The following is a 25,744-nucleotide window of genomic DNA, read 5'->3' as shown; positions in this document are numbered from 1 at the left end:
ATCGCCCGAATTGGATATAATTTTGGGGAAATTCCCGGCCCGTGCCCATACCTTGGTATGGACACGGGGCAGGGATCGAACATTAGTTGCCGAACTTGGCGGCGCTGACCTTCACGCCGGGGCCCATGGTGGAAGCAGCCACACAGCTCTTCACGTACTGGCCCTTAGCGGCGGCGGGCTTAGCCTTGACGATGGCGGTCATCAGAGCGTTGAGGTTGTCAGAGAGCTTCTCAGCGCCGAAGGAGACCTTGCCGATGGGGCAGTGGATGATGTTGGTCTTGTCCAGACGGTACTCCACCTTACCGGCCTTGATCTCGTTGACAGCCTGGGTCACGTTGGGGGTCACGGTGCCAGCCTTGGGGGAGGGCATCAGGCCCTTGGGGCCCAGAACCTTACCCAGACGGCCAACCACGCCCATCATGTCGGGGGTAGCCACGACCACGTCGAAGTCGAACCAGTTTTCCTTCTGGATCTTCTCCACCATGTCCATATCGCCCACGAAGTCGGCGCCAGCGGCACGGGCCTCCTCGGCCTTGTCGCCCTTGGCGAAGACCAGCACGCGGGCAGTCTTGCCGGTGCCGTGGGGGAGAACGATGGCGCCGCGCACCTGCTGGTCAGCGTGACGGGAGTCAACGCCCAACTTCACGTGCAGCTCCACGGTCTCGTCGAACTTGGCGGTGGCGGTCTTGATGACCAGCTCCATGGCCTCGTTCACATCATACTGAGCAGCGCGGTCGATGAGCTTGGCGCTGTCCACATACTTCTTACCCTTAGTTGCCATTGCTTATGTCCTCCTTTCCCTTACTCTTCCACCAGAACGCCCATGGAACGGGCAGTGCCGGCGATCATGCTCATGGCGCTCTCCAGGCTGGAGGCGTTCAGGTCGGGCATCTTGGTCTCGGCGATCTTCTGCAGATCGGCCTTGCTCAGGGTAGCCACCTTGGTCTTGTTGGGCACGCCGGAGCCGGACTCAATGCCACAGGCCTTCTTGATGAGCACGGGGGCGGGGGGGGTCTTGGTCACGAAGGTGAAGGAACGGTCGGCATACACGGTGATGACCACGGGGATGATCAGGCCCATGTCCTTCTTGGTGCGCTCGTTGAACTCCTTGGTGAACGCGGCGATGTTCACGCCGTGCTGACCCAGAGCAGGACCAACAGGGGGGGCGGGAGTTGCCTGACCGGCGGGGATCTGAAGCTTTACATATCCAGTAACTTTCTGTGCCATTTGAAACAGCACCTCCTACATAAAATGTGGTGGTGACGGAGCCGCTTTGTGCTCCTCCCACGGTTTGCGACGGAAGCGTTCCGTCAGTTGAGAGGCTCGACCTGATCCAGTTCCAGTTCCACGGGAGTCTCCCGTCCGAACATGGACACGACCACCCGAACCTTGCTGCGCTCGGTGTCGATTTCCTCCACGGTGCCAATGAAGGATTCCAAGGCACCATCGGTAATTTTCACGTTGTCACCCACGGCATAGGACACCATGACCTCACGCTTCTCCACACCCAGAGCGGCGATTTCCTCGTCGGTGAGGGGGATAGCCTTGTTGGCAGAGCCCACGAATCCGGTGACGCCACGGATGTTGCGCACCAGGTGCCAGGTCTCATCGGTCATGACCATTTTGACCAGCACATAGCCGGGGAACACTTTGCGCTCCACGGTCTTGGGGCCGTTGTCGGTGATCTCAGTGACGGTCTCCATGGGGATGGAGACCTCGGCAATGACGTCGTGCATGTTGCGGTTTTCCACGGCCTGCTCAATGGAGACGGCTACGGTGTTCTCATAGCCAGAGTAGGTGTGGGCCACATACCATTTCATTTCCTCAGCCATTGTGTTGACCTCTTAAGCGAAGAGCTTGAGCAGAGCTTCAACCACCTGGCGAGCAATCCAGTCGAAGACCCAGATGAACACGCCGACCAGGAGCACGCAGACAATCACGGTGCCTACGTTCTTCAGGGTATCCTTGCCGGAGGGCCAAGTGACCTTCTTCAGCTCACCCTTCAAGTCCTTCACCCAACGGGCGAGACGGTTCGGCTTTTTGTCCTTCTTCTTCGCAGCAGTCTTGGCCTTCTTGTCGGCGGAGCTTACGGACTCCTTGCCAGCGACGACCTCATCACGCTTGTTCAGTTCAGACATTCTTGTACCCTTCTTTCTTTGAGCGAGGGCTCATTACTTGGTTTCGGTGTGCAGAGTGTGCTTTCTGCAGAAGGGGCAGTACTTGTTGAGCTCCAGACGCTCAGTGGTGTTGCGCTTGTTTTTGTTGGTGTTGTAGTTACGCTGCTTGCACTCAGAACAACGCAGGGTAATCTTCACACGGCTACCGGCTTTCGCCATTCTCGGCACCTCCTTTTGAATTTGCCGCCCGGCAACAAAAAACGCCGGAACGGCCATGGCCAATTCCAGCGCTTCAAAAGGGTGCCGGGGCACCCTACATCTGCTACGGGAAACCGGCCTTTGCCTCCCTGTGACCCTATCGGTGAGGGGAGAGGGTTTTTGTGTTCATCCCGTAAAAATGCGCACAAAAAGAAAGCCCTGCTCACAGGTGCATCCAGCATATCACAGGGGTGAGGGGTTGTCAAGAGAAAATTTATCCTTTATAATCGTTTTACCAAACAATCAGGAGGACGAACCTATGCGAGTGATGGCGGTGGACTACGGAGACGCCCGGACCGGGGTGGCCATTTCCGATGCCTTGGGGATGCTGGCGGGATTCACCACGGTGATTCACAGCCGGAAGGCGGACCAGGTGGCCCAGGAGATCGGCAAGCTGGTAAGCGAGCACCGGGTGGAGGAGCTGGTCATGGGCTTTCCCCGGAACATGGACGGCACGGAGGGCCCCCGGGCAGAGCTGTACCGGGCCTTTGCCCAGCAGCTTCAGGAGGTGACGGGGATGGAGGTACACCTGTGGGACGAGCGGCGCACCACCATTGAGGCCCACCAGATTCTCCACGCCTCGGGGAAGAAGATGAAACAGCACAAAAAGAATGTGGACGCCGTGGCCGCTACCTTAATATTAGAGGGGTATCTCAATAAGCTGCGGCGCAAATGATTTGATAAGAAATAAGTAAAGTTAGAGTAGTGTTTATTCTGAATATTTAATTTTGCGGTTTGGGAGAAAATGTAATGAATGTGAAGCCACGAATTTTTATTGGTTCCTCTGCAGAAAGCAAGGAATTTGCAGAGGTGGTTTCTCGCTATTTAGGTCGAAAATATGAGTGTGTTGTGTGGTCAAATTGTTTCTTTGACTTAAATGCAACGACCTATGAGACCTTGGCTAGAAAGGCGATAATTTTCGATTACGCAGTTTATATTGGCGGAAAAGATGACTTTGTCATACGCAAGCAAGATGGAAGCACCAAGTATGCACCACGTGATAATGTTTATCTGGAATTTGGCCTATATGCTGGGATTCTTTCCCCAGCTAGAAGTTTTTTCTTAGTTCACAAGGAGTGCAGAATTGCTACAGATTTATTAGGAGTAACAGTAGCTCTGTTTCATGATAAAAAATCTATTCAGGCTTGCTGTAAACAGGTGGATCGCTCAATTGAGAGAGAATGCCGGAAAAACCGCATTCAGCTTCTTCCATCTACAAGCTTAGCTATGGGATATTATACTAACTTTTTGTGTCAAATAAAAAATGCTGTACTCGATAGGAAAGACAACTTCATAGATGGGTGGAGTTATGATGAAAAGAAGAAAAATCTGCGCATTGAAGTTGTACTTCCGGATGATGTTTATGTAGACTGGCAGAGCTGGGCAGATAGATATGCCAAACACAATGGATTGTGCAGGGTGTCATTTAATGGAAGTACACGGACAATGGGTATTTTAATGGATAAAGATACATTTGATGCAACTGGAGTTTTGAGAGTTATGGATGTTCCACAGACGCTCCGTGCCTCTTTTGCAGCGGTAGATTTGGTATTGGGGCAAGATTATCTCGGAGAAGATGAAGTAGCACAATTGGCTAAGGAAAATGAAGTAAGAAATTTTTGCGCAACATTGAAGAATTTAATAAAAAAAGATGCATATTTATCTGAGATTGTTGAGATATCTATGGTGAATGCCCATTTTTGAAAAACTAGTTTCGCATTTAGTTTAGTTCAGTTTACAAGGAACTACACGCAGACCGTGAAACGGGTTGCTGACAACAAACGGCGGTATGCTCCCGGAGAGGGCAGCATACCGCCTGTTTTGTTGTCTGGGGTTTCCAAAGGGGTTCTCCCTTTGGCACACGACTTTGCTTGCAAAGTGTAGTGTGTTATACCTGCTGGCGTGGCTGACGGGGGAAACGGGGTGCGGTGCTTTATGCGCCCCGTTTGCTCCGGCAGGAAAACAGGCTGAATTTTCGCGAATGGGAATGAGCGAAAAGCCGGGCTGTTTTTAAAGAACGGCGGCAGGTATATGAAAGCCCCCCCTCGTCCTACGCTCCGACTTGTGGACAAAGTGTCCCGAAGTTGTGGCCACACTCCCGGAAAAGTAGCAGGACAGCGGGCAACCGTCAAGGCTGAAATGAACGGGTTTACACCCGGCCTTGACCGCTGCCCACTGTCCCGCTGAACAAGCAGACAAGGCGGCCAATCCCTCAAAGTGCTTGGCCGCACTCTCTTTCATTTTGGAGCATTCTTTTCCTCAAAATTGAAATGGGCGGGAAGCCCTTTTGTGGCTTTGCTATTTCCCCGATAAACTGGGAGTTGTTGTGCAAGACATTATATTTTTCTATTTTCTATTATGAGCAATGCTGTAAATATAATTTCAAAAACAAGCATCATTAACGCTAATATCAAACGTGTAGAATTACATCCAACAATCAATGAAGCTATAGGGATAAGAACTGACATAATCATGTAAGTTTTTGATTTATATAACCAGCTATATGGTAACAAATGCGCCCCAAAAATCATAGCAATAACCATTAGCATTTTTTCTGGTACTGTTGGATAAATCCACATTGCAATCAATAAATATAAGATTTGATTTATCGAAAATAATATACCTAGATTATTCAGTGGATTGCTTTTGTCCTGAAATTGGATCTTTAATAATTTGGACATCAAAAATGCTAAAGGCAATAGTGGTGCGGTACAACAAAATGTTAGCAAATTCTTGGTAAGAATCGGTAAATCTAAGAATTGTACCATCATCACCAAAAGCCAAATCACAATAGAAGCTGAAATAAAATGAATACCTCTCTTTTGCTTGATAGCACAATCTATTCTTAAATCCTCTAAATTCATAACACGTTTTTCCTCCACAAATTCAAATTTAACGCTTTCTTTGCTTATATATAACAACAGCAAACCAACTGGCTATAATGAACATCATTATTCCTCGAACAATCTCCGCAATCAACAATTCTTTGCCGTTCATCACTACGATTTTAGTTTCAAAATCAAAGAGAAAATGCACCAGAAATACAGGAATGATATTGGAGGATATTATAGTCATCTCCATTGCAAGCCAACCAAAAATAAAAGCATTCAGTACGGTTAAAGCAATCTCAAATACATTACTTCCTGTGAATGCGGTAGCAACATGCCCAATGCCAAAAATAAGCGTAGACCATAACACAATTCCTTTCGTCGAAAATTCTTCTTTTAGATATCGGGGTATTATCCCTCTGAAGTATACTTCCTCCGATATTCCTACAAACAGGTACAGAAACAAACTTCCTATCACGTATCCAATTGATTTTACATAGAATCCTTTAATGGCTACTGGAAGAAAAATAACAAGAAGAGGGATAAAAAATAACACTCTTTTGCAACCTTTAAAATCAAACTTTGCAAATCCAACCTCTCTCCATTGCCACTTACCTCTAAAAACAAAAATAGTAGGGGGAATTAAAGCTAATGCCATAAAAGTTCCTTGTAAAAATAGTGTTGTAACAGTATCTAAAGCTAAAATTACCGATATTGTTCCTGATGCAATTGGAAATAACAAAACCACAAAACACCATAATAATGATTTACATATCGCCAACACTTTATATTTCATAATTAATTTCCTTTTCTATTGAGTCCTACAAATTAGAATTTGTCGCTCTCTTACTTTCTCCCCCGCTGCGGGTTTGGATTTTTCAGCAAATCCGACTTCTGCGCAATCTTTTTCAGCCACTTCTTTTCTTCCTCTGGCAGTTTCCCATAGTTCAGTTTGAGCCGCTTGCAGATAAAGGCCATCGCCGCCTGCTCCGGGTCGCTGTCCTCTCTGGTGGTTTCCTCTGCGGTCTGCAAGAAATCTTCCAGTGGGTTGTCCTCCGGGACGCTGAAAAAATCGTCCTTATGGGCTTCCCGCAGGTCGAGGGCTATCTTGTTTATGTCCTGCTGTATCACATAGCGGTCAAAGCTGTCGTCGTCAATATGGGCGGCGATAAGCTGCCTTAACTGCGGGTCAGTCAAGCCGGGATTGTGCTGTTTCATAATCGTTGCGCTCACAGCGTCCACAATGGCGTTTGCGCTCTGCACCTGCTTTCCCGCTATGCCGTTCACATAGATTTCAAGGTCGGCCATGAGCCGGGGAAAATCCGGGTGTGTCGCCAGCTCACACAAAAGAGAATTGTCCACCAGCCCGCTTTTCAATAGTTCTATCGTGTCATCACTCAAACGCAGGTCTGCAAAATCGGCGTTTGGGTGATTTTTTGTCTCAGAACGGCACAGCAGATAATCAACGGTCACTTCGTAAAACTTTGCGAGCTGGATAAGGGCATAGTGGCTGATGTCTTTGAACTTGTCCCCCTCATAACTGCCCAAAGCAGACTTGGAGAGATGGGTCTGCTCCGCAAGCTGCTCCAGCGTCAAGCCACGCTCCACACGCAGGCCTTTCAGCCGTTCTTGTATGGATAGTTCCATGCTCTCCCTCCTTGTCTGCCCGATAAATGGGAAGTTAATGTTTCGATAGAAATTCAATGATACTTTCACTTATTGCTTTGTATTCGTAGTCGTGAACATAATGCGGGCAGTTTAATTCTATATATTCCCCTTCATCAATCTGTGATATATATTCTATAGGGATTTCCCGCCATGTTTCTTTATCGAATCCCGTTCCGCCAGAACCGTCCGAAATAAATAACAGCATTGGAAGCTGCGGGGTTCCCATGTTATGCACTGTTTCAGCGTTTTCCTTCACCCATTCAGTTTCATTTATCATAGTTACAGTTGCCGTCCGACTGTAGAAAACTGCTTTATAGATTTCTTTTTCTTTCTCCGATAATGTGCCGTACTTTACGGCATCGCTGTCCGAAAGCCCAGGAATAAAACGAGTGGCACCTATGTTTGCCGCCCAACTTGCAATACGCATAAGCGGAATATTTATGTTCATGCTTCCATAATACTCTGGAACTGCCATATCAAGCCCAATAATTGCAGACACCTCATCAGGATATTTTTGCGCCCAATATAATGCTTCAAGCCCTGACATAGAGTGCGGGCATAGGATATAAGGTGCGGTTAATCCCGCTGATGTAAGCGCTGCCCTTGTATCTTCAAGTATGGAATCAATATCTCTGTTTTTATCGACAACATCACTGAAACCATATCCAAATTTTTCTACAACGGCAATCTGATATTTATCACTTAAAAGAGAATAGAGAGATTTGAAATCCAGTATGGGAGAACAAGTCCCCCCACCCGACATAAAAACAAGCGTTGTATCACCTGTGCCTTCAATATAGACGCTCATATTGTGTCCATCAACTTCAACCATCTTTCCTAACGGCAAACGCAATTCATTTTCTCCTTTTAAATGGATTTGATGATTGATGTATATAATAAGCAGCAATATAAGCATTGCAACAATCACAGTAAAAAATATTTTCATAACTCTTTTTCTCTTTCTCATAGTATTCCTCATCTCTGCTTTCTTTCACTAAATCCCGCTTTGTCTCTTTGTACTTATACCACAATTCCGAGAGCGTGGAAATAGCCTATTTTTTAAGCCGGTTTCCCACCTTTCGGATATACGGGACGGGCGGTCATTTAGGTGTAGACTTATGAGTATCTTCAATCCGTCCGGCAGGCAATATCTCCGCTGCACAAAACGGCTGGACAATAAAAGCTGTCCGGGCTGTGGGAAAATCATCACTTCCGAACTGGAAGCGGTGGTTTACCAGCAGATGGTGAAGAAGCTGGAAAAGCACAAGACGCTGACGGGCAGGAAGAAAGCGGTAAAGGCCAATCCCAAAATCGCCGCCCTGCAAGTGGAGCTTCTCCATGTGGACAGCGAGATTGAAAAGCTGGTGGACAGTCTGACGGGCGCAAACAATGTCCTGCTCTCCTATGTGAATGTGAAGATAGCGGAACTGGACGGACGCAAACAGGAACTTGTGAAGCAGATAGCCGAGTTGACGGTGGGAGCCATCAGCCCGGAACAGGTCAATCAGATTTCCGGCTACCTCGACACATGGGACAATGTATCCTTTGATGACAAGCGGCGGGTGGTGGATTTGATGATTACCACCGTTGCCGCCACAAGCGACAGCTTGAACATTACATGGAAAATCTGACGGGCGGCACACCTCCCGTCAGACCATTACCCTGTGTAGTTCCTTGTAAACTGTACTTTGCCTCTATATAAGAAATAACGTAAAAGTCAACCCCGCGAGGGGTTGACTTTTTATATCTATTGTATTATAATCCATAATACAAACAAGACAAAGAGAGGACGGTGAACCCTCATGCTGCTGCAATTGGATTTCAACAGTGAGCGACCCATTTACCAACAGATTCGGGACCAGATTGTGGTGGGCATTGCCCAGGGGGTCTTATCCCCGGGGGAGAAGCTGCCCACGGTGCGGGCTCTGGCCGATGAGGCCGGGGTGAACATGATGACGGTGAGCAAGGCCTACCAGCTTCTGAAACAGGAGGGGTACATCACCACCGACCGGAGAAGCGGGACTGTGGTCAGTGCCCGAGAGGGGGCCCAGACCGTGCCGGAGCAGACGGTTGGGCGGTTGAAGCTGGCCGTGTCCGAGCTGCGGGTGGCCGGGTGGCAGAAGGAGCAGGTGCTGGAACTGTGCCAGAAGCTATATGAACAGGAGGGGTGACTATGATCGTTCGGTTGATTCTTTGGGCGTGTGGAATTATCATCATACCGCTGATGTTTTGGCAGCTCAACAACGAGACCAAGTTTAAAAAGAACATTGCCCTAGGGGTCACGCTGCCCTATGTGGGCCGCACCCACCCCCAGACCGTGGAGCTGCTGAACCGGTTCCGCCGTATTCTGCGGTGGATCTGTCTGGGCTTGCTGGTATCGGTGGTGGTGTTAGTGCTTTTGCCCATGTCCACGGGGCTGTCCCTGACCGTGTGGCTGATTTGGATTGATGTGGCCATGGTGCTGCCCTTTATCCCCTATGTGAAGTACCACAAAAAGCTCAAGGCGCTGAAACAGGAACAGGGCTGGTACCCGGAGGTGCCCCGCACCCATGTGGTGAACCTCACCGCCGCGGCTCAGGCGGAGAAGCCCATCTCGCCCGTTCAGTTTTTGCTTCCCCTGGTGGTGAGTTTGGCGCCTCTGGTGTGGGGCATCGTGCAGCAGGATTGGCTGATGACCGCCCTGTTTCTCACCGGGCCGGTGTGTGTGCTGCTGTTCTGGGCCCTGTATCAGTGGGCCATGCGGCGGCGGGCGGAGACGGTGGACGAAAATGAGAGCCTCACCCAGACCCTCACCCGCATCCGCCGGAGAGCCTGGCGGCGGAGCTGGGTGTGGGGCAGCTGGTTTATGGCGGGGGTCAACCTGGCCATGTGGTTGTCCCTGTCCCACCCGGTTTGGGGCCTGGTGGTGATGTTGGCCCTCACCGTCCTCTTTCTGGTGCTGGCGGTGGGGCTGGAGTTCCACCTGCGCCACCAGCAGGAGCGGCTCACCGCCCAGAGCGGCCAGACCTACTATGTGGACGAGGACGAAAAGTGGATTTGGGGCATGTTCTACTATGACCCCAACGACACCCACTTGGTGGTCAACAACCGCATCGGCATGAACACCACCGTGAACCTGGCCAAGAAAAGCGGCCGGGTCATCATGGGAGCTACAGCGGTTCTGATGCTCCTGATGCCCCTGTTCGGTGTGTGGCTGATGGCGGAGGAGCGGGCGCCTGTGACCCTCACCCTCACCGATACCGCCCTGGTGGCAGAGCACGGCTGGGATCACTATGAGATTCCCCTGGCGGACGTGGACCAGGTGCAGCTGCTGCAAGAGGAGCCGGAGGGGCTGCGGCGCATTGCTGGTACGGCCATGGACAACGTATATAAGGGCCGCTACCAGAGCGACGAGTACGACAAAATCACCGTGTGCATGGACCCCCAGGAGGGGCCCTGGCTGCTCATCACCATGGACGACGGCACCGTCTATCTGGTAGGGGACGGGGCAGAGGACATGGCGGGCCTGTATGAGCAATTGAAATAAGTGGCAAAGTGTGGCGCAGGGAGCCTCCCTGCGCCACACAAATTGTGCAAGAAATACCTTGCAATTCTGCTCCTGTGTGTTAGAATAGACCGGACAACTGAATACAGTTGCGAGAAAAGCAGAAACGAAAGGAAGAAGCAAAATGCCCAAGTTCACGAAACGGGCCCTTTTGCTGCTGCTGGCCGGGGTCATGCTCTCGGCTTCACTGTACGGATGTACAGGAGGCACGAACAATAGCGCCACCCCCACAGCCTCTGCACAAACGGGCGAGTTATCCAAAGGAAACTCAGTCACGGTAGGTATCGCACAGGATTTGGACAGCCTGGACCCCCACAAGGCGGTAGCCGCGGGGACCAGTGAAGTGCTGTTCAACATCTTCGAAGGACTGATGAAAGCCAGTCCCGACGGCGGCGTCATTCCCGCTGTTGCCAGTGACTACACAGTTTCCGACGACGGACTTCAGTACACCTTTACCCTGCGGGAGGGCGTGAAGTTCCACAACGGCAACGCAGTCACCATGGAAGATGTACTATACTCCTTGGAACGCTGCGCCGGGTCAGAGAACGATGGAACGCCTCTGATTTCGGCGTTTTCTAATGTCACCAGCATGGAGGCCACCGACGACACCCATGTGGTGCTCACCCTCAAAGAGCCCAATCTGGAGTTTATCAACTCCATGACTGCCGCCATCATCCCTGCAAATTCCAGCGACACCATTGCCACCACTCCCGTCGGCACCGGTCCCTTCGCCTTCACCTCCTACACCCCCCAGCAGAGCATGGAGATGAAGAAGTTTGACGGCTACTGGGGCGAGCCCGCCCAGCTGGACCAGGTGACCTTCCGCATCATCACCGATGTGAATACCCTGGTGATGGGCTTGCAGGGCGGCACTCTGGACATGGTCATCCACCTGCCCAACTCGGTGCGCAAGGAGGTGGAGAAGCAGTTCACCGTGCTTCAGGACACCATGAAGCTGGTGCAGGCCCTGTACCTGAACAACGACGTCAAGCCCTTTGACGACGTGCGGGTGCGTCAGGCCATGTACTACGCCATCAATGTCCCTGAGATCATCGAATTTGTGTGTAACGGGGACGGCGTGGCCACTGGTACCAGCATGTACCCCGCCTACACCAAGTATTTCATGCCCGAGCTGGCGGAAAACTACCAGCAGGACCTGGAAAAGGCCAAGCAGCTGCTGGCTGAGGCCGGTTATCCCGATGGCTTTACCATGACCATCACTGTGCCCTCCAACTACACCCAGCACGTGGAGACCGCTGAGGTGGTCTCCCAGCAGCTGGCTCAGGTGGGCATCACCGCCAACCTCAACCCCATCGAGTGGGAGAGCTGGGTCAGCGATGTGTACCGTGGCCGCGACTTTGAGTCCACCGTGGTGGGCATCGCCGCCAGCGACATGACCGGCCGGGAGATGCTGGAGCGCTACGTCAGCGACAACCAGAAGAACTTCATCAACTTCAACTCGGAGGAGTATGACCAGGTGATGGAGAAGGCCCTGACCACTCTGGACCAGGGCGAGCAGACCCAGCTTTACAAGCAGGCACAGACCATCCTCAACGAGGAGGCCGCCAGCCTGTGGATTCAGGACCTGTGCGACCTGGTGGTGATGAATCCCGCCCTGGATGGCGTGACCTTCTATGCCACCTATGTGTTGGACATGAGCACCATCCACTATAAATAAGAGACCAACGCTTTGGGGGCCGCACCTGCGGCCCCCAAATTGCAAGAGGTGAGATGTATGATGAAAACCCTGGTCAAGCGGGTGCTGCTGCTGATTGCCACCCTGCTGCTGGTGACCATCCTGGCCTTTGTGGCCTTCTCCATCATTCCCGGCGACCCCACCTCCTCCATCCTGGGGGTGGAGGCCACCCCGGAACAGATCGCAGCCCTCCGAGAGCGGCTGGGGCTGGATTTGCCCATCTGGCAGCGGTACCTCCACTGGCTGGGGGGCCTGCTCACCGGGAATCTGGGGGAGTCCTACAACTACGGCATGCCGGTGGCTCAGCTGCTGTCCACCTGCGTCACCCACACCCTCACCCTGGCGGTGCTGGCCTTTGTGCTCATTGTGGCCATCTCTCTGCCCCTGGGTATCATCGCTGCCCGGTATGAGGGGGGCGTGGTGGACCGGGTGCTCACCATCCTCAACCAGATCACCATGTCGGTGCCCAACTTTGTGGCGGGTATCTTGCTGGTGTATGTGTTCGGACTGGTGCTGCGCCTGTTCCAGCCCGGGGCCATTGTCACCCCCCAGGCCGGCTGGGGCCCCTATCTGTGGTACATGCTCTTTCCCGCCCTGGCGGTGGCCCTGCCCCGGTCGGCCATGACCGTGAAAATGCTGCGGGGCTCCATCCTCAGCGAGCTGGGCCAGGACTACATCCGCACGGCGTACAGCAAGGGCAACTCCAAGACCTCGGCCCTGTGGCGGCATGTGCTGCGCAACGCCATGATTCCCGTGGTCACCTTCCTGGCCATGACGGTGGCGGACATTATGGCCGGTTCCATTGTGGTGGAGCAGGTCTTCGGCATCCCCGGCCTGGGCAAGATGCTGGTGACCTCCATCGGCAACCGGGACTATCCGGTGGTGCAGGCCATTGTGGTGCTCATCGCCACAGTGGTGGTGGTGTGCAACTTCGCCGCCGACTTGCTCTACCGGGTCATGGACCCCAGACTGAGAGGACGGTGAGGCGAGATGACAACACGCAACTGGTATGGACGGCTGGGCCTGGTGCTCACCGTGCTCATGGTGGGCTTTGCCGGGGTGGGTATGTTCTGGACCCCCTATGAGCCCACCGCCATGGTGGGAGCGGACCGGTATGCCGCCCCCTCTCTGGCCCACCCCTTCGGCTGCGATCAGCTGGGCCGGGACATCCTGTCCCGCACCATGGAGGGAGCGGGCAGCACCCTGATGATTGCCCTGGCCGTGTTGGCCATCGGCTTTGTGGCCGGACTGCTCATCGGCGCCTTCTGCGGCTACTTCGGAGGCGTGGTGGACGCCCTGGTCATGCGAATTTGTGACGCCCTGGCCGCCTTCCCCAGCATTCTGCTGGCTCTGGTGGTGTTGGCGGTGATTGGCCCGGGCAAGTATAACGTCATCGGAGCTTTGGGCATTCTCTTCATCCCCAGCTTTGCCCGCCTGGTGCGGGGGGAGTTCCTCAAGGTCCGGGACCGGGACTTTGTGCGCTCGGCCCGGCTCATGGGGGTGTACAATGGACGCATCCTCTTTGTCCACATCCTGCCCAACACCTGGCCCACCCTGTTGTCGGGGCTCACCATCGGCTTTAACAATGCGGTGCTCTCCGAGGCGTCCATGAGCTATCTGAGCATTGGCGTCACCGCCCCCGACGTGAGCCTGGGACGGATGCTCAACGAGGCCCAGGCGGTGTGGTCCACCGCCCCCTGGTGTATGCTCTGTCCTGCCCTGGTGGTGGTGCTCACCATCCTGGGCGTGAGTTTGCTGGGTGAGGGCCTGCGGGAAAGGATGGCGGCATGATGTTACAGATTGAACATTTGAAAATTGCATTTCCCAACCCCAAGGGTCATTTCGAGGCGGTGAAGGACTTCTCCCTCCATGTGGAGGAGGGCCAAGTCATCGGCATTGTGGGAGAGTCCGGCTCAGGCAAGTCCATGACCGCCCACGCCATTATGGGCCTGCTGGACCGCAAGAGCGTCCAGGTCTCCGGCTCCATCCGCTTTGAGGGGGTGGAACTGCTGGACCTCACCCGAAGCCAGATGCGCAGCTATCAGGGCAAGGACCTGTCCATCATCTTCCAGGAGCCCATGACCAGCCTCAACCCCACCATGAAGATTGGACCCCAGGTGGAGGAGGCCCTGCGCATTCACACCAAGATGCCTCCCAAGGAGCGCAAACAGCGGGCTCTGGAGGCCATGGCCCTGGCCGGGCTGCCCAATGGGGAGCAGCTGTACCACCAGTACCCCCACCAGCTGTCTGGCGGTATGCGCCAGCGGGTGATGATTGCCGCCGCCCTGGTGCTGCGGCCCAAGCTGCTCATCGCCGATGAGCCCACCACCGCCCTGGATGTCACCATCCAGGCACAGATTCTGGACACCCTCAAGGAGATCAACCGGAAAGAGGGCATCGCCATTTTGTTCATCTCCCACGACCTGGGTGTCATCCGGGCCCTGTGCCACCACGTGGTGGTGATGCAGCAGGGGGAGATCGTGGAGGCAGGGGACGTGGAGCAGGTGTTCCACCACCCGCAGCAGGCGTATACTCAGCGGCTCATCGCCTCCCGCCCCACCCGAACCAAACTGAAAGCAGGTGGCAGCCATGGCTGAGAAACCAATGGTAAACATCCAGGGCCTCAACAGCTACTATGGAAAGGGCAAGGAGCGCAAGCAGGTGCTGCGCAACGTCTCCCTCACCCTGGACCCCGGCGAGGTGCTGGGCATTGTGGGAGAGTCCGGCTCCGGTAAATCCACCCTGGCCAAGTGTCTGTTGGGGGTGGTGAAGGACACCGAGGGTACCTTGGAGGTCAACGCCTTCCGGCCTCAGATGGTGTTCCAGGACCCCTACGGCTCCCTCAACCCCGCCAAGTCGGTGGGCTGGTTTCTGGAGGAGCCCCTGCGGGTGCTAGGGGTGAAGGACAAGAAGGAGCGGAAGGCCCAGGCCATTGACATGCTGCAGCAGGTGGGCCTGGGGGAGGAGCACTATTCCCGCCGCCCCTCCCAGCTCTCCGGCGGTCAGCGTCAGCGGGTGGCCATCGCCGCCGCCCTCATCGGGGGCAGCCGCCTCATTGTGCTGGACGAGCCGGTGTCCGCTTTGGACGTGACCATGCAGGCCCAAATCCTCCAGCTGCTGGTGGACTTGAAGGCCAAGTTCCGCCTGTCCTACCTGTTCATCTCCCACGACCTGGCGGTGGTCTATCAGATCTGCGACCGGGTGGCGGTGATGTACCAGGGGGAGATTGTGGAACAGGGGGACGTGGACACCATCTACGACAACCCCCAGCACGACTACACCAAGAAATTGCTCCAGGCCTCTCTGGCTCTGGAAGAATAAACGCATGGGCGGACGGCCTTTCGAGGCCGTCCGCCCATGCGTTTTGTGTGGTTAGACCCGTCGGTACCCCAGCAGATACCCTGCAAAGTAGACCACCCAGGCCAGGGCGCAGCCCATCACCGGGGCAATGCACCAGTAGCCAAAGAGGACCAGGCCCATGACCGTCCATTCAGTGAGACAGAGCCACACCAGACCCACTCCGGCCAGGATGCCCAGGGGGAGGAGGATGCACACCGGGGTGGAGCGGGTGCGGCACAGCACCAGCTGCAACAGAAACATGGGGATGAAATGGAAATAGAACAGCAGGCCCTGGTGCCAGATGTATACATGGATGGGTAAGTGCCAAAAGGCGGCGACAAAGACCACGGCATATACCGCCGCCGTCACCCAGAGCAGCCGGAACAATATGCGGTTGGTGTTGGGATTCCAGGTTTTCATAACGATGCCCCCTTTCCTTGGTATCTTTAGAATACCAGAGGGAAAGGGGGCTGTATAGAGCTATGGGATAGGTGGACGGCTGGACGGGATAGGTGGTCTTTAGCGGGTCTCTTTCAGCGATGTGGTCTGGAGTCCAACCAATCCTTCATGCGATTATACTGATTTTGAAAACGTATCTCTTCTTCAATACGTTGTTGGTTGTATTGCATAATTGCATGATGCTGGCGATTTTCATTTCCAATGCCGCAAACATAACTAGTAAGCTCCTTGATCGCAGCGTTGGAATCCATTAACGCTTGCTTCAATTCAGCTTGCCGTTCATTCAATATCTCTAGCTGTTCGATAACCTGATCCAACTTTGCGATGATCATTTTTTGGAATACTTCCCATTCGTAAAGGCGGTAACATCCATCTGGACCCTCTAGTTCACTGCACATCCCTGTGCTTAAATAATGATAGAACGAGGCGATTGGAATGATATCACGATAGGATTTATGAATAATATTTAATCCGTAATATTTTTTAAGTAAAGACTCTGTTTTCACTCTAAGTTGATGTATTGTTGCCAGATCAGGTTCTATTTCGGCAATTCTACGCTCTGACATCTCCCGTTCCAGGTCTCGCTTTTTCTGATATTCTTCACACGCCTGGGAGAATTTAAGTTCTGCTTCCTGCTTTGCTTTTTTCAAGCGTTCATCATATTCGCGTTCTTTTTTGGAAGATGTATGAAGCGTTCCCATTACGCCTGCGCCTGCAATTAACAGACCGATGACCAGCGGAGCTACTTCCTGCTGATCGAAACCGAGAAATAAAATCAATGCGCCCATCACTATAAGAAACCCATAGCAAACGTTTGCAAAAGAGTTGCTCGGATTATTGGGGGCTACCTCTACTCTAACCTGTTCTTTCTCTGGAAGGGGGATTGTGCTGGTGTTTGCCAGCCGATTTATTTCCCTCTTTAAATAGGATTCTGTAGTTCGTAGTGTGCGCTTGTGGGTTTCCAATGTCAAAATAGTGGATACATATTTCGTCAAGTCTTTTCTAGTAATCTCCAATTCATATCACTGTCCTTTAACCATATATTTCGATTTATAAGCTATTGGCGCAAGATATATTTTGATTTTGAAGAGTAGCGGTATGTAATTTATGGAAAAATATATGTATAATATAAGCTATTTACCGTGATATTGTCAATAGTGTCTTAATCACTTCTTAAAAACGAGATTATTATCAAAAATATATTCGTTTAAAATTGCCTTAGATGGTTTTAACCCCTTTCCTTAGAATCATTGTGATACCAAGGAAAGGGGTTAAAATCAAGTCATATGGAAGATGGTCTCAGCGGGACTCTTTCAGCAGCAGCACCGACTCATAGGGCCGCAGCGTCCACTGGGCTTTGGGCTCACTGTCCGAGTAGTTGGACAGCAGGACCCGGTATCCACCCAGCGCCACGGGAGCCGTCCACACGCACTCTTTGCGGTAGAAGTTGCTGACACAGATCAGCTCCTGGCCCTGGTACTTGCGCTGATAGGCCAGCACGGCGGGGTGGCCCGGGGTGAGGGGGGTGAAGTCCCCCTGAGCGAACACGTCGTACTCGTGGCGCAGGCGGATGAGGGCCTGATAGTGGGCGAAGATGGAGTCTTTGTCCTCCACCTGGTAATGGTGGCGGTGTTGGGATTGACGGAAATCCAGGGCTCCCCGGTGGTAAAGCCGCCCTGGGCGGTGGCGTCCCACTGCATGGGGGTGCGGCTGTTGTCCCGGGAGTGGACCTTGAGGATGTTGTACACGCTCTCCTCGCTCATGCCCTTGTCCCGGAGAATCTGGAAGTGGTTGAGGCTCTCCACATCCCGGTACTGGTCCAGACTGGTGAAGTTGGCGTTGGTCATGCCCAGCTCCTCCCCCTGGTAGACGTAGGGGGTGCCCCGCATGGCGTGGACGATGTTGGCCAGCATCTTGGCGGACTCCTTCCAGTACGCCCCCTCGTCGCCGAACCGGGACACCACCCGGGGCTGGTCGTGGTTGCACCAGAACACGGCGTTCCAGGCGTTGTGGGCGGCCATGCCCTCCTGCCAGGAGAAGAGAATGTCCTTGAGCTTGCCGAAGTCGGTGGGCACCAGCACCCACTTGTCGTTGCCCATGAAGTCCACCTTCAGGTGGTGGAAGGAGAAGACCATGGACAGCTCGCCGCAGTCTGCCCCGGCGTAGCGGAAGCAGTTCTCCATAGAGGTGGAGGACAAGCGGGGCAAGATCCGCAAGCGCCGCACCCATGAGGGGGAGCGCAATATGTTCTCCGGCCTTCTGGTCTGTGCCGATTGCGGACACAACCTGCACTTCCATTTCAATCAGGGCAACCCCGACATCAAGTATTTCAACTGCTCCAACTACAAGGGCAATCGTGGGAGCTGCACTTCCACCCATTATGTCCGCGTGGACTTCCTGGAGCAGGTAGTGCTGGGCGAGATCCGGCGGCTGACCAAGTTCGCCAGCCAGTTTGAGGATGAGTTCGTGAAGGCTGTGATCGGCCATTCCCAGCAGGCGGAGGCCACCGACCGAAAGCTGAAGGAGAAGGAGCTGAAAGCCCTGCAAGCCCGCGATGAGGAACTGGATGGCCTGTTCGAGAGGATCTATGAGGACAATGCTTCCGGCAAACTCTCCGATGACCGTTTCGCCAGAATGTCGAGGCGGTATGAGGAGGAGCAGAAGGAATTGGCGGAGAAGATCAAGGCGCTCCGCGCCGAGATCGACAAGCAGAACAGCCAGTCCATGACCACGGATATGTTCATCTCCCTGGTCCGCAAATACACCCGCGCCCGTAAGCTGACGCCCCGGATGCTCAACGAGCTCATCGAGAAGATCGAGGTATTCAACGCCGAGAAGGTAGACGGAGTGTGGGAGCAGCGGCTCCGTATCCACTACAACTGCGTGGGTGCCATCGAGATCCCCGACCTCATCCCGCTGCCCGCCCCGGAGGTGTCCGTAAACACAAGAAAGGGCGTAGTCGTCAACTACGCCCCATCCACCATCGCCGGATGAAAACAAAAGAAAAAGACGAGTGTTCTTACAGCTTTTCAAATGCTATAAGAACACTCGTCATGGTCCGAGTGACAGGACTTGAACCTATGGCCCCCAGAGCTGACGCTCTAGAGGCCATAGGGCGGCGGATTTTATGTGCCTGACGGCACCAAGAGGCCGCAGGTTCACCACCCCGTACAAATCAAAAGAGAAGAGCACTGCCAACTGATGTTGACAGTGCTCTTCTCTTTTGGTCCGAGTGACAGGACTTGAACCTGCGGCCTCTTGACCCCCAGTCAAGCGCGATACCAAACTTCGCCACACCCGGATCTGAACCGAACTATGACATAATAGCACATTGTTTTTCAGATTGCAAGAGGGAAATCAAAAAAAGTTGAAAAAATTTTCGGCCATTTCCAGGGCTCCATCTGGTAAGTGGAAATCTTGCATTTTCCACTGCGGGTTTGCTATACTGTAAAAGAAACAACCACGCCAAGTTAGGAGGGAATCTCTATGGAATATAGCTGCTATACCATCTATGACCGCCACACTCTGGCCGACATGTCCCGAGCGCTGCGGAAAACCGTTCGGAAGAAGACCGCCCGTCGGTGGTGGATGGCGGGATGTCTGCTCCTGGTTTTGGGGCTGTCCCTCCTGTTGGAGCCCGGCGAACGGCTGTGGTTCAAAGCCGTGATCCTGGTGGCGGTGGTGTGCCTGTTTGTGGTGCAGGGCTGGGGCGACGGCCTCAACGCCCTGATGGCCCAACGCCGCATGTTGCCGGGGAGTGAGCTGTGCAGCAGCAGCTTCTATGGGGACCACTATGAGTGCAAAATCTCCGGCGCCACCACCAGCTGGGAGTATGGGAACATCCTGGCCATCGCGGAGACCCGGGACTATCTTGTCTTTGTGCTGGGCAAAAACCACGCCCAGGCATTTGCCAAGCGAGAGTTGAAGGGGGGCACGGTGGACTCCTTCCGCAGCTTCCTGGAGCATAAGGTGGGAAAACCCGTGGAAAAGATCGGCGGATAACCAAACAGATGACAAAAGGGGGTGACGGTTTCGTCACCCCCTCATTGTTTACTTGAGTTTGTTGTACTCCTTGTCGGAGACGGCCTCCAGCCATTCGTTGGAGCTGTTCTCACCGGGAACCTCCAGAGCCAAGTGAGAGAACCAGCTGTCGGGGGCGGCCCCGTGCCAGTGCTTGACCCCAGTGGGGATGTTTACCACATCCCCGGGGTGCAGCTCCTGGGCCTCCTTGCCCCACTCCTGATAGTAGCCACGCCCGGCCACACAGATCAGCATTTGACCGCCGCCCTGGGTGGCGTGGTGGATGTGCCAGTTGTTGCGGCAACCGGGCTCAAAGGTCACATTGAACACCCCCACCTGGCTGGTGGACAGGGGGTGCAGGTAGCTTTGGCCCACGAAATACTGGGCAAAGCCATCGTTGGGCGCGCCGATGGGGAAGACCATCTCCTGCTGATGCTGGGCTTTGCCGTCCGCGTCATCTTCCTCCGCCCACACCTCTTTGGCCATGCGGAAGGCGGCCCAGGCTTTGGGCCAGCCAGCGTAGAAGGCGGCGTGGGTGAGAATCTCGGAAATTTCCTGTCGGGTGATGCCGTTTTGCTTGGCGGTGGTCAGGTGATACTGGAAGGAGCTGTCCACCAGCCCCTGGGCCATGAGGGCCACCACGGTGACCAGGGAGCGGTCCCGAAGGGAGAGTTTGTCTTCCCGGCTCCACACCTCTCCGAACAATACATCGTCATTCAACTGGGCAAACTTGGGGGCAAACTTACCCAGAGCGTCCCGGCCTGCGGTCTGCTTTACTGCCATGTTAAAGGTCTCCTTTATACCAAATACGCGTGGAAGAAACTTGTGATCTTGTCAAAGGGAATGATGTCCTTCCGGTCATATAGATCGGTGTGGACGGCGTCGGGGATGATGAGCAACTCCTTGTTGGCGGTGTAGGGGTTGCCTTCCACCATGTGGGCGAAGGCGTCCCGGCTGAAATAGCAGGAGTGGGCCTTTTCCCCGTGGAGCATTAGAACGGCACTGCGAATCTCATTGGTGTAGTGCAGAATGGGCATGTTGACAAAGGACAGGGAAGAGGTCACGTTCCAGCCGTCATTGGAGTTGAGGGACCGCTCGGTGTACCCCCGCTGGGTCTTGTAGTAGTCGTAGTAGTCCTTGAGGAAGAAGGGGGCGTCCTCGGGCAGCGGGTCCACCACACCCCCGGCCCGGGCGTAGGTGCCGGACTGGTAGTCCTGGGTGCGCTGGGCGTTGAGGGCTTGTTTCATCTCGTACCGGGCGTCAGCGCTGTCGGTGGAGTCAAAGTAGCCCTTGGCGTTGACCCGGCTCATGTCGTACATGGTGGAGGTGACGGTGGCCTTGATGCGGGTGTCCATGGCGGCGGCGTTGAGGGCCATGCCGCCAAAGCCGCAGATACCCAGAATGCCGATCTTCTCCCCATCCACAAAGTCTCGGGTGGCCAAAAAGTCCACGGCGGCGGAGAAGTCCTCGGTGTTGATGTCGGGGGAGGCCACGTTGCGCACCGCCCCGCCGCTCTCTCCGATAAAGGAGGGGTCAAAGGCCAGAGCGGCAAAGCCACGGCTGGCCAGCTCTTCGGCGTACAGCCCGGAGCACTGCTCCTTTACCGCTCCGAAGGGGCCGGACACCGCCACAGCGGCCAGCTTACCCGTTGCATCCTGGGGCAGGTACAGGTCTCCCGCCAGCTCAATGCCGTAGCGGTTGTGGAACTTCACCTTCTCCCGGCGCACGGTGTCCCGGAGGGGGAAGGAATAACCGTTGTACTTGGATTCCATGGCGTATTCCCTCCTTACAGGTTCTTGCCCATCTGGTAGGCAGCGGCCAGCTTGTCCTGGCCCATCTCGCCGGGGTCGTTGGCGCCGCCGCCCCGGACCACGCCCGCCAGTCGGGCCCGTTCAAAGCAGGCAATCCAGCCGTTGAGGCCGTGAACAGGTCCATCCGAGGCGCTGTCCTCCTCCTCGGCGGAGGCGGTGAGCAGATAGATGTCCCGGAAGGCGTAGGCGGAGTCATACAGGGAGTTGGCCCGGTCCAGCAGGGTCTTCATCTGACCGGCCATCTCATAATAGTAGACCGGAGTGGCAAAACAGATGACATCTGCCGCCCCCATCTTCTCCACAATGGCGTTGGCGTCGTCCTCAATGACACACCGATGGGCCTCCAGACAGGCCATGCAGCCGTTGCAGAAGTGCAGCTGTTTCCCTTGCAGGGAGACAAGCTCCACCTGGTGACCGGCTTCCTGAGCGCCCTGGGCGAACTGCTGGGCCAGCAGATGGGAATTGCTGCGGGAGCGCAGGCTGGTGGAGATGACCAAAACGTGTTTCCTCATATGGGTTCCTCCTTATGTGAGTGGATCTTTGATTCTGATTCTAACACTCCAGAGATAGAATCACCAATACTTATACAGAATGCATCACCATGCTTAAAACCTATACTTGAGGAAAGGAAAGAGGTGTTGGCCTCCATCCAACGGGGGCCAACACCTCTTTGCGGTACGGTTACAGGAACAGCTCTCCCTCTTTCCGATCCGAGCAAACCTTCTTCAAGGCCACCTGTGCGGCGGTGAGCATGACGGGGTTTACCTTCCGGGCACCCTTGGGGCACACGGCCACACAGCGCATGCAGGAAATACACAGCTCCTTGTCGGTGCGGCTGGGGTCGGCGGGGTCAATGGCCTGGACGGGGCACTGCTGGGCACACAGGCCGCAGCGGTTGCAGTCCTTGGAGGGCTTGGGCACCATGCCGACTCCGCCCGCCTTTTTGTAGGGGCGGTTGCCGGGCAGCGCGGGCTGGGAGTGATCTCCGGCTTGCAGCTTATCCCAAATTTTTTGTCCAAAGTCCTGCAATTGCTGCTTGTCCTGGCTGTCTGGACGTCCGGCGGCATACTGGTGGGCGATGGAGTGTTCGGCAATGGCGGCCACTCCGGCCACCACCTGGAAGCCCGCCTGGACGGCGGCGTCCTCCAACTCCACCAGAGTGTCCTCATAGGCCCGGTTGCCATACACGCACACCAGCACCGCCCGGGCGCCGTTGCCCTGCATGGCGGTTAGACGCTGGACGGCGGGGGCGGGGACCCGGCCAGCGTAGGAGGGCACGGCAATGACAGCCACATCTTCTGCGGTTAGGGAGACATCTGAGAAGTGGGCATTGGGGTCAGTGAGGTCCAGCGAAATGGACTGGGCCTTCCAGTTCTCCACCAGCAGGTCAGCGGCCTTTTGGGTGCCGCCTGTGGGGCTGAAGGTGATTTTGTAAAGTTTTATGGTTCCATCTCCTTTTCCTTCATGCTACCACGTCAGTGGGAAAAATACAAGGCAGAGGCATGCTGGAGCAGCTGGTGGCAAAGGCCGAGGCCATGGTGGCCGAGCAGGACAAGTACGTGCAGACCGATTGGCAGCAGCTGGTGGACGCTTTGGCCCAGGCCCAGGAGCTGCTGGAAGACAGCGGCAATGCTTTGGCAGGGGATGTGGGAGAGGCCAGCGAAGCACTGTTGAACGCCATTCTGGCCCAGCGCTACAAGGCCAACAAGGAGAACCTGGAGGATATTCTGAACCAGGCTCAGGCTGTGGACCTCTCCGGTTATACCGCCCAGAGCGTGGCCGTGTTCCAGGCTGCATTGGCTGAGGCTCAGGCGGTGATGGCGGACGAGACCCTCAGCGTGGAGGATCAGGACGCGGTGGACGCCGCTGTGGAAGCGCTGGCCTCCGCCATGAACGGACTCACTGCTGAGACCACTCCCCAGCCCACTCAGACCCCTGAGGCCAGCCAGACCCCCGAGGCCACTCAGAAGCCTGTGGTGTCTGAGAAACCCGAGACCAACGTGCCCCAGACGGGGGATGCCAGCCAGCTGGCTGCCATGGTGGGCGTGCTGATGAGCAGTGCCACCGCTTTGGGCGGCGTGGCCATTGCCCGCAAGCGCCGCAACGGCTAAGCGGATCCATAGAGCATCACACAGAGTAGAAACAAAGCAGGTCGCAGTCATTGGGCTGCGACCTGCTTTTCAGTGTCCAAGGATGGGCCGTGTTTGGTGATGTGGTCACAGAAGAAATCTCACAGTTTGGGTATACTAACCTCAGACAAAGGAAAGGAGCTGACCCAAATGGCGGCGATCAATATAAATAAGGAACAATTTCAACAACTGACCCAGGGCGATCAGCCCGTGCTGGTGGATTTTTGGGCACCCTGGTGCGGCTACTGCCGCCGGATTGGCCCCGCATTTGAAAAGATTGCAGAAGAGTATGGCCAGCAGCTGGTGGTGGCCAAGGTGAACATCGACGAGGAGGCCCAGCTGGCCCAGGAGCAACAGATTGAGGTGATTCCCACCCTGGTGCTGTACCGAAACGGGGAGGCCATCTCCTCCATCGTGGCTCCCGAGTCTAAGGCCATGATTGACCAGTTCATCCGCCAAGCGTTGGAGCAGTGAGGAGGGGACGGTCATGGGCGAACACCACATCTATGATATGATCATCGTGGGCGGCGGGCCGGCCGGTTACACCGCCGCCCTGTACGGGGCCAGAGCTGGGCTGGATACTCTGGTGCTGGAAAAGCTGTCCGCCGGGGGGCAGATGGCCCTGACCCAGGACATTGACAACTATCCCGGCTTTGAGGACGGGGTGGACGGCTTTACCCTGGCGGAGAATATGCAGCATCAGGCGGAGCGATTTGGAGCTAAGACGGAGTACGCCCAGGTTTTGCGCATGAATCTCACCGGGGCGCCCAAGGAGCTGGAGACCAACGAGGGGACCTTCTACGCCAGAACCGTGGTTCTGGCCACCGGGGCCAACCCCCGGGAGCTGGGCCTGGACCAGGAGGCGGCTCTGGTGGGGAAAGGCGTGGCCTACTGCGCCGCCTGTGATGGCATGCGGTACCGGGATAAGACGGTGGTTGTGGTGGGCGGCGGAAATTCCGCCGCCGAGGACGCCCTTCTCCTCAGCCGAGTGGCTCGGAAGGTGATTTTGGTGCACCGCAGAGACACTCTGCGGGCCACCAAGGTGTACCACCAGCCTCTGATGGAGGCGGAAAACGTGGAGTTCCGGTGGAACAGCACGGTGGTGGAGTTGCTGCACGAGGACAAGGTCACCGGAGTGCGGCTCCGGGACGTGAACACCGGAGCGGAGACCACGGTGCCCTGCGACGGGGTATTTATCAGCGTGGGCAGAAAGCCCGCCACCGAATTGGTGCAGGGACAGCTGGAGCTGGACCGCGGGGGCTATGTGGTGGCGGATGAGACCACCGCCACCAACCTCCCTGGGGTGTTTGCCGTGGGCGATGTGCGCACCAAGCTGCTGCGCCAGGTGGTGACGGCAGTGGCAGACGGCGCAGTAGCCGTGCACATGGCCGAGGAATATTTGGCCGCCACCAACTAAACGTGTGTTTTGTGCAAAAAACAAGGGCCTGTTGCAAAATAGGCCAGAACAACAAAACGAGAGGCTAACCTTTTTGGGGGTTGGCCTCTCGTTTCATTTGCTGTACAATTTGTTTATGCAGACAAATTATAACAAGCAAGATCAGTGTACCGTATATGAGTGCCACGGTCAACTGGTATTTGCATTGAACTCACAAAAAATATTACCGGAGAACGCACCCGTCCGACTGGCAAGTGCCCAGCTTGAGGAACTGGATTACAGGAAACTGTATCGCACCTATTCGTCCAGAGGACGGAAATCGGCAGTGGAACCACGGGTGATGTTCATGGAACAAAGATTGAAAGCCGTGCAGGCCGCTATACCTTTGTGTGGCGCAAAAGCGTGGAGAAGCACCTGGCCAAAGTAAAGGCCCAGGTGGAACGATCTACCGGTTTTACTTCCACACAGGAATTGCGGGC

31 protein-coding genes, 1 tRNA gene and 1 pseudogene are annotated in these 25,744 nt (G+C 54.9%); 15 read left to right on the top strand and 18 right to left on the bottom strand.

The annotated features are described in order from the left end of the window. Window positions 1–82: 82 nt before the first annotated feature. From rplA to rpmG, 5 genes are all read right to left on the bottom strand, one after another. Entirely contained in the window at window positions 83–781 is a 699-nt protein-coding gene (rplA, locus tag B5F98_RS04135; RefSeq protein WP_087232488.1) for a 50S ribosomal protein L1, read from the bottom strand. A gap of 20 nt (window positions 782–801) precedes the next feature. Further along, window positions 802–1,227: a 50S ribosomal protein L11 gene (gene rplK, locus B5F98_RS04130; protein WP_087232485.1), complete on the bottom strand. Its 426-nt coding sequence runs from the start codon at window positions 1,225–1,227 to the stop codon at window positions 802–804. A gap of 83 nt (window positions 1,228–1,310) precedes the next feature. Then, window positions 1,311–1,832, bottom strand: a complete 522-nt coding sequence (nusG, locus tag B5F98_RS04125; protein ID WP_087232482.1) for a transcription termination/antitermination protein NusG — start codon at window positions 1,830–1,832, stop codon at window positions 1,311–1,313. 12 nt (window positions 1,833–1,844) lie between these two features. Further along, window positions 1,845–2,138 (bottom strand): preprotein translocase subunit SecE, encoded by a 294-nt coding sequence (gene secE / locus B5F98_RS04120; protein WP_087232479.1) that lies wholly within the window; start codon window positions 2,136–2,138, stop codon window positions 1,845–1,847. Window positions 2,139–2,171: 33 nt separating this feature from the next. Then, window positions 2,172–2,336 carry a 50S ribosomal protein L33 gene (gene rpmG / locus B5F98_RS04115; protein ID WP_087232476.1) on the bottom strand — a complete coding sequence of 55 codons (165 nt, stop codon included), beginning with the start codon at window positions 2,334–2,336 and terminating at the stop codon, window positions 2,172–2,174. 298 nt (window positions 2,337–2,634) lie between these two features. Between rpmG and ruvX the strand changes: the two genes are divergently transcribed. Both ruvX and B5F98_RS04105 read left to right on the top strand, forming a co-directional pair. After that, window positions 2,635–3,051: a Holliday junction resolvase RuvX gene (gene ruvX, locus B5F98_RS04110; protein ID WP_087369772.1), complete on the top strand. Its 417-nt coding sequence runs from the start codon at window positions 2,635–2,637 to the stop codon at window positions 3,049–3,051. A gap of 74 nt (window positions 3,052–3,125) precedes the next feature. Next, window positions 3,126–4,079: a TIR domain-containing protein gene (locus B5F98_RS04105; protein ID WP_087369770.1), complete on the top strand. Its 954-nt coding sequence runs from the start codon at window positions 3,126–3,128 to the stop codon at window positions 4,077–4,079. Window positions 4,080–4,711: 632 nt separating this feature from the next. Here the strand turns inward: B5F98_RS04105 and B5F98_RS04090 are convergent. From B5F98_RS04090 to B5F98_RS04075, 4 genes are read right to left on the bottom strand one after another with little or no spacing between them, the layout of a single operon-like run. Continuing rightward, window positions 4,712–5,239, bottom strand: coding sequence for a hypothetical protein (locus B5F98_RS04090; RefSeq protein ID WP_087172014.1), 528 nt, complete (start codon window positions 5,237–5,239; stop codon window positions 4,712–4,714). Window positions 5,240–5,267: 28 nt separating this feature from the next. Next, a complete protein-coding gene (locus tag B5F98_RS04085; RefSeq protein ID WP_087369766.1) occupies window positions 5,268–5,999 on the bottom strand; it encodes a CPBP family intramembrane glutamic endopeptidase in 732 nt (243 codons plus the stop codon). 50 nt (window positions 6,000–6,049) lie between these two features. Continuing rightward, the gene (locus B5F98_RS04080) at window positions 6,050–6,850 is read right to left on the bottom strand and encodes a helix-turn-helix transcriptional regulator (RefSeq protein WP_087369764.1); all 801 of its coding nucleotides are present in this window, start codon (window positions 6,848–6,850) and stop codon (window positions 6,050–6,052) included. Between the two features lie 34 nt (window positions 6,851–6,884). Continuing rightward, a complete protein-coding gene (locus B5F98_RS04075; protein WP_242955048.1) occupies window positions 6,885–7,838 on the bottom strand; it encodes an alpha/beta hydrolase in 954 nt (317 codons plus the stop codon). A 148-nt stretch (window positions 7,839–7,986) separates the two neighbouring features. On the opposite strand from B5F98_RS04075, the pseudogene B5F98_RS04070 reads away from it, so the two are divergent. The 8 genes and pseudogenes from B5F98_RS04070 to B5F98_RS04035 form a co-directional block, all read left to right on the top strand. Next, window positions 7,987–8,502, top strand: a pseudogene (locus B5F98_RS04070) (recombinase family protein); the annotation flags it as partial. 171 nt (window positions 8,503–8,673) lie between these two features. Then, window positions 8,674–9,042 (top strand): GntR family transcriptional regulator, encoded by a 369-nt coding sequence (locus B5F98_RS04065; protein ID WP_087369761.1) that lies wholly within the window; start codon window positions 8,674–8,676, stop codon window positions 9,040–9,042. Window positions 9,043–9,044: 2 nt separating this feature from the next. Then, window positions 9,045–10,397 carry a PH domain-containing protein gene (locus B5F98_RS04060; RefSeq protein ID WP_087369759.1) on the top strand — a complete coding sequence of 451 codons (1,353 nt, stop codon included), beginning with the start codon at window positions 9,045–9,047 and terminating at the stop codon, window positions 10,395–10,397. A gap of 142 nt (window positions 10,398–10,539) precedes the next feature. Next, complete coding sequence (locus tag B5F98_RS04055; RefSeq protein WP_087369757.1) at window positions 10,540–12,093, top strand: ABC transporter substrate-binding protein; 1,554 nt, start codon at window positions 10,540–10,542, stop codon at window positions 12,091–12,093. Between the two features lie 57 nt (window positions 12,094–12,150). Then, window positions 12,151–13,095 carry an ABC transporter permease gene (locus tag B5F98_RS04050; RefSeq protein ID WP_343219392.1) on the top strand — a complete coding sequence of 315 codons (945 nt, stop codon included), beginning with the start codon at window positions 12,151–12,153 and terminating at the stop codon, window positions 13,093–13,095. 6 nt (window positions 13,096–13,101) lie between these two features. Beyond that, complete coding sequence (locus B5F98_RS04045; protein ID WP_087369755.1) at window positions 13,102–13,902, top strand: ABC transporter permease; 801 nt, start codon at window positions 13,102–13,104, stop codon at window positions 13,900–13,902. Continuing rightward, entirely contained in the window at window positions 13,902–14,708 is an 807-nt protein-coding gene (locus B5F98_RS04040; RefSeq protein ID WP_087369753.1) for an ABC transporter ATP-binding protein, read from the top strand. The genes B5F98_RS04045 and B5F98_RS04040 overlap by 1 nt, the downstream gene beginning before the upstream one ends. Further along, entirely contained in the window at window positions 14,701–15,432 is a 732-nt protein-coding gene (locus B5F98_RS04035) for an ATP-binding cassette domain-containing protein (protein WP_087232452.1), read from the top strand. Before B5F98_RS04040 ends, B5F98_RS04035 begins: the two co-directional genes overlap by 8 nt. A gap of 51 nt (window positions 15,433–15,483) precedes the next feature. Here B5F98_RS04035 and B5F98_RS04030 read toward each other — a convergent pair whose 3' ends face one another. From B5F98_RS04030 to B5F98_RS04020, 4 genes are all read right to left on the bottom strand, one after another. Beyond that, window positions 15,484–15,870: a hypothetical protein gene (locus tag B5F98_RS04030; protein ID WP_087369750.1), complete on the bottom strand. Its 387-nt coding sequence runs from the start codon at window positions 15,868–15,870 to the stop codon at window positions 15,484–15,486. Between the two features lie 113 nt (window positions 15,871–15,983). After that, a complete protein-coding gene (locus B5F98_RS04025; RefSeq protein WP_143482732.1) occupies window positions 15,984–16,904 on the bottom strand; it encodes a hypothetical protein in 921 nt (306 codons plus the stop codon). Window positions 16,905–17,208: 304 nt separating this feature from the next. Further along, window positions 17,209–17,409, bottom strand: coding sequence for a hypothetical protein (locus tag B5F98_RS13225; protein WP_242961593.1), 201 nt, complete (start codon window positions 17,407–17,409; stop codon window positions 17,209–17,211). Then, on the bottom strand, window positions 17,370–18,092 hold the full coding sequence (locus tag B5F98_RS04020) for an alpha-amylase family glycosyl hydrolase (protein WP_242961592.1): 723 nt from the start codon (window positions 18,090–18,092) through the stop codon (window positions 17,370–17,372). The genes B5F98_RS13225 and B5F98_RS04020 overlap by 40 nt, the downstream gene beginning before the upstream one ends. Before the next feature lie 4 nt (window positions 18,093–18,096). Here B5F98_RS04020 and B5F98_RS04015 point away from each other — a divergent pair, with 4 nt between their 5' ends. Next, window positions 18,097–18,903 carry a DUF4368 domain-containing protein gene (locus tag B5F98_RS04015; RefSeq protein WP_242961591.1) on the top strand — a complete coding sequence of 269 codons (807 nt, stop codon included), beginning with the start codon at window positions 18,097–18,099 and terminating at the stop codon, window positions 18,901–18,903. Between the two features lie 230 nt (window positions 18,904–19,133). On the opposite strand, the gene B5F98_RS04010 is transcribed toward B5F98_RS04015, so the two are convergent. Further along, window positions 19,134–19,210 (bottom strand) — tRNA-Pro (locus tag B5F98_RS04010). Window positions 19,211–19,395: 185 nt separating this feature from the next. On the opposite strand from B5F98_RS04010, the gene B5F98_RS04005 reads away from it, so the two are divergent. Beyond that, a complete protein-coding gene (locus B5F98_RS04005) occupies window positions 19,396–19,911 on the top strand; it encodes a YcxB family protein (RefSeq protein ID WP_087369746.1) in 516 nt (171 codons plus the stop codon). Window positions 19,912–19,959: 48 nt separating this feature from the next. On the opposite strand, the gene B5F98_RS04000 is transcribed toward B5F98_RS04005, so the two are convergent. From B5F98_RS04000 to B5F98_RS03985, 4 genes are all read right to left on the bottom strand, one after another. After that, a complete protein-coding gene (locus B5F98_RS04000) occupies window positions 19,960–20,712 on the bottom strand; it encodes a carboxymuconolactone decarboxylase family protein (RefSeq protein ID WP_087369744.1) in 753 nt (250 codons plus the stop codon). A gap of 14 nt (window positions 20,713–20,726) precedes the next feature. After that, entirely contained in the window at window positions 20,727–21,701 is a 975-nt protein-coding gene (locus tag B5F98_RS03995) for an alpha/beta hydrolase (protein ID WP_087369742.1), read from the bottom strand. 14 nt (window positions 21,702–21,715) lie between these two features. Next, window positions 21,716–22,252 (bottom strand): flavodoxin family protein, encoded by a 537-nt coding sequence (locus B5F98_RS03990; RefSeq protein WP_087369740.1) that lies wholly within the window; start codon window positions 22,250–22,252, stop codon window positions 21,716–21,718. A gap of 169 nt (window positions 22,253–22,421) precedes the next feature. Then, window positions 22,422–23,120: a 4Fe-4S binding protein gene (locus B5F98_RS03985; protein WP_343219391.1), complete on the bottom strand. Its 699-nt coding sequence runs from the start codon at window positions 23,118–23,120 to the stop codon at window positions 22,422–22,424. 122 nt (window positions 23,121–23,242) lie between these two features. On the opposite strand from B5F98_RS03985, the gene B5F98_RS03980 reads away from it, so the two are divergent. The 3 genes from B5F98_RS03980 (at window position 23,243) to trxB (ending at window position 25,286) form a co-directional block, all read left to right on the top strand. After that, window positions 23,243–23,851: an LPXTG cell wall anchor domain-containing protein gene (locus B5F98_RS03980; protein WP_087232417.1), complete on the top strand. Its 609-nt coding sequence runs from the start codon at window positions 23,243–23,245 to the stop codon at window positions 23,849–23,851. A 168-nt stretch (window positions 23,852–24,019) separates the two neighbouring features. Next, complete coding sequence (gene trxA, locus B5F98_RS03975) at window positions 24,020–24,343, top strand: thioredoxin (protein ID WP_087369736.1); 324 nt, start codon at window positions 24,020–24,022, stop codon at window positions 24,341–24,343. A 13-nt stretch (window positions 24,344–24,356) separates the two neighbouring features. After that, the gene (trxB, locus tag B5F98_RS03970) at window positions 24,357–25,286 is read left to right on the top strand and encodes a thioredoxin-disulfide reductase (RefSeq protein WP_087369734.1); all 930 of its coding nucleotides are present in this window, start codon (window positions 24,357–24,359) and stop codon (window positions 25,284–25,286) included. Window positions 25,287–25,744 lie beyond the last annotated feature (458 nt).

Source organism: Pseudoflavonifractor sp. An44 (assembly GCF_002161675.1).
Lineage (GTDB): Bacteria > Bacillota > Clostridia > Oscillospirales > Oscillospiraceae > Enterenecus > Enterenecus faecium.
The sequence above is the reverse complement of the archived record's forward strand: the minus strand, read 5'-3'. Positions and strand labels throughout refer to the sequence as shown.

Excerpts from the sequence above, each read along its gene's own strand:
- rplK (WP_087232485.1), bottom strand. The coding sequence starts at position 1,227 with ATGGCACAGAAAGTTACTGGATATGTAAAGCTTCAGATCCCCGCCGGT.
- B5F98_RS04045 (WP_087369755.1), top strand. The coding sequence starts at position 13,102 with ATGACAACACGCAACTGGTATGGACGGCTGGGCCTGGTGCTCACCGTG.
- B5F98_RS04000 (WP_087369744.1), bottom strand. The coding sequence starts at position 20,712 with ATGGCAGTAAAGCAGACCGCAGGCCGGGACGCTCTGGGTAAGTTTGCC.
- B5F98_RS04040 (WP_087369753.1), top strand. The coding sequence starts at position 13,902 with ATGTTACAGATTGAACATTTGAAAATTGCATTTCCCAACCCCAAGGGT.
- B5F98_RS03980 (WP_087232417.1), top strand. The coding sequence starts at position 23,243 with ATGCTGGAGCAGCTGGTGGCAAAGGCCGAGGCCATGGTGGCCGAGCAG.
- secE (WP_087232479.1), bottom strand. The coding sequence starts at position 2,138 with ATGTCTGAACTGAACAAGCGTGATGAGGTCGTCGCTGGCAAGGAGTCC.
- trxB (WP_087369734.1), top strand. The coding sequence starts at position 24,357 with ATGGGCGAACACCACATCTATGATATGATCATCGTGGGCGGCGGGCCG.
- B5F98_RS04085 (WP_087369766.1), bottom strand. The coding sequence starts at position 5,999 with ATGAAATATAAAGTGTTGGCGATATGTAAATCATTATTATGGTGTTTT.
- B5F98_RS04065 (WP_087369761.1), top strand. The coding sequence starts at position 8,674 with ATGCTGCTGCAATTGGATTTCAACAGTGAGCGACCCATTTACCAACAG.
- B5F98_RS04105 (WP_087369770.1), top strand. The coding sequence starts at position 3,126 with ATGAATGTGAAGCCACGAATTTTTATTGGTTCCTCTGCAGAAAGCAAG.
- ruvX (WP_087369772.1), top strand. The coding sequence starts at position 2,635 with ATGCGAGTGATGGCGGTGGACTACGGAGACGCCCGGACCGGGGTGGCC.
- B5F98_RS03995 (WP_087369742.1), bottom strand. The coding sequence starts at position 21,701 with ATGGAATCCAAGTACAACGGTTATTCCTTCCCCCTCCGGGACACCGTG.
- B5F98_RS04075 (WP_242955048.1), bottom strand. The coding sequence starts at position 7,838 with ATGAGAAAGAGAAAAAGAGTTATGAAAATATTTTTTACTGTGATTGTT.
- B5F98_RS04035 (WP_087232452.1), top strand. The coding sequence starts at position 14,701 with ATGGCTGAGAAACCAATGGTAAACATCCAGGGCCTCAACAGCTACTAT.
- B5F98_RS04080 (WP_087369764.1), bottom strand. The coding sequence starts at position 6,850 with ATGGAACTATCCATACAAGAACGGCTGAAAGGCCTGCGTGTGGAGCGT.
- B5F98_RS04005 (WP_087369746.1), top strand. The coding sequence starts at position 19,396 with ATGGAATATAGCTGCTATACCATCTATGACCGCCACACTCTGGCCGAC.
- B5F98_RS03990 (WP_087369740.1), bottom strand. The coding sequence starts at position 22,252 with ATGAGGAAACACGTTTTGGTCATCTCCACCAGCCTGCGCTCCCGCAGC.
- B5F98_RS04050 (WP_343219392.1), top strand. The coding sequence starts at position 12,151 with ATGATGAAAACCCTGGTCAAGCGGGTGCTGCTGCTGATTGCCACCCTG.
- rplA (WP_087232488.1), bottom strand. The coding sequence starts at position 781 with ATGGCAACTAAGGGTAAGAAGTATGTGGACAGCGCCAAGCTCATCGAC.
- B5F98_RS04055 (WP_087369757.1), top strand. The coding sequence starts at position 10,540 with ATGCCCAAGTTCACGAAACGGGCCCTTTTGCTGCTGCTGGCCGGGGTC.
- B5F98_RS04060 (WP_087369759.1), top strand. The coding sequence starts at position 9,045 with ATGATCGTTCGGTTGATTCTTTGGGCGTGTGGAATTATCATCATACCG.
- B5F98_RS04020 (WP_242961592.1), bottom strand. The coding sequence starts at position 18,092 with ATGGAGAACTGCTTCCGCTACGCCGGGGCAGACTGCGGCGAGCTGTCC.
- trxA (WP_087369736.1), top strand. The coding sequence starts at position 24,020 with ATGGCGGCGATCAATATAAATAAGGAACAATTTCAACAACTGACCCAG.
- rpmG (WP_087232476.1), bottom strand. The coding sequence starts at position 2,336 with ATGGCGAAAGCCGGTAGCCGTGTGAAGATTACCCTGCGTTGTTCTGAG.
- nusG (WP_087232482.1), bottom strand. The coding sequence starts at position 1,832 with ATGGCTGAGGAAATGAAATGGTATGTGGCCCACACCTACTCTGGCTAT.
- B5F98_RS04090 (WP_087172014.1), bottom strand. The coding sequence starts at position 5,239 with ATGAATTTAGAGGATTTAAGAATAGATTGTGCTATCAAGCAAAAGAGA.
- B5F98_RS04030 (WP_087369750.1), bottom strand. The coding sequence starts at position 15,870 with ATGAAAACCTGGAATCCCAACACCAACCGCATATTGTTCCGGCTGCTC.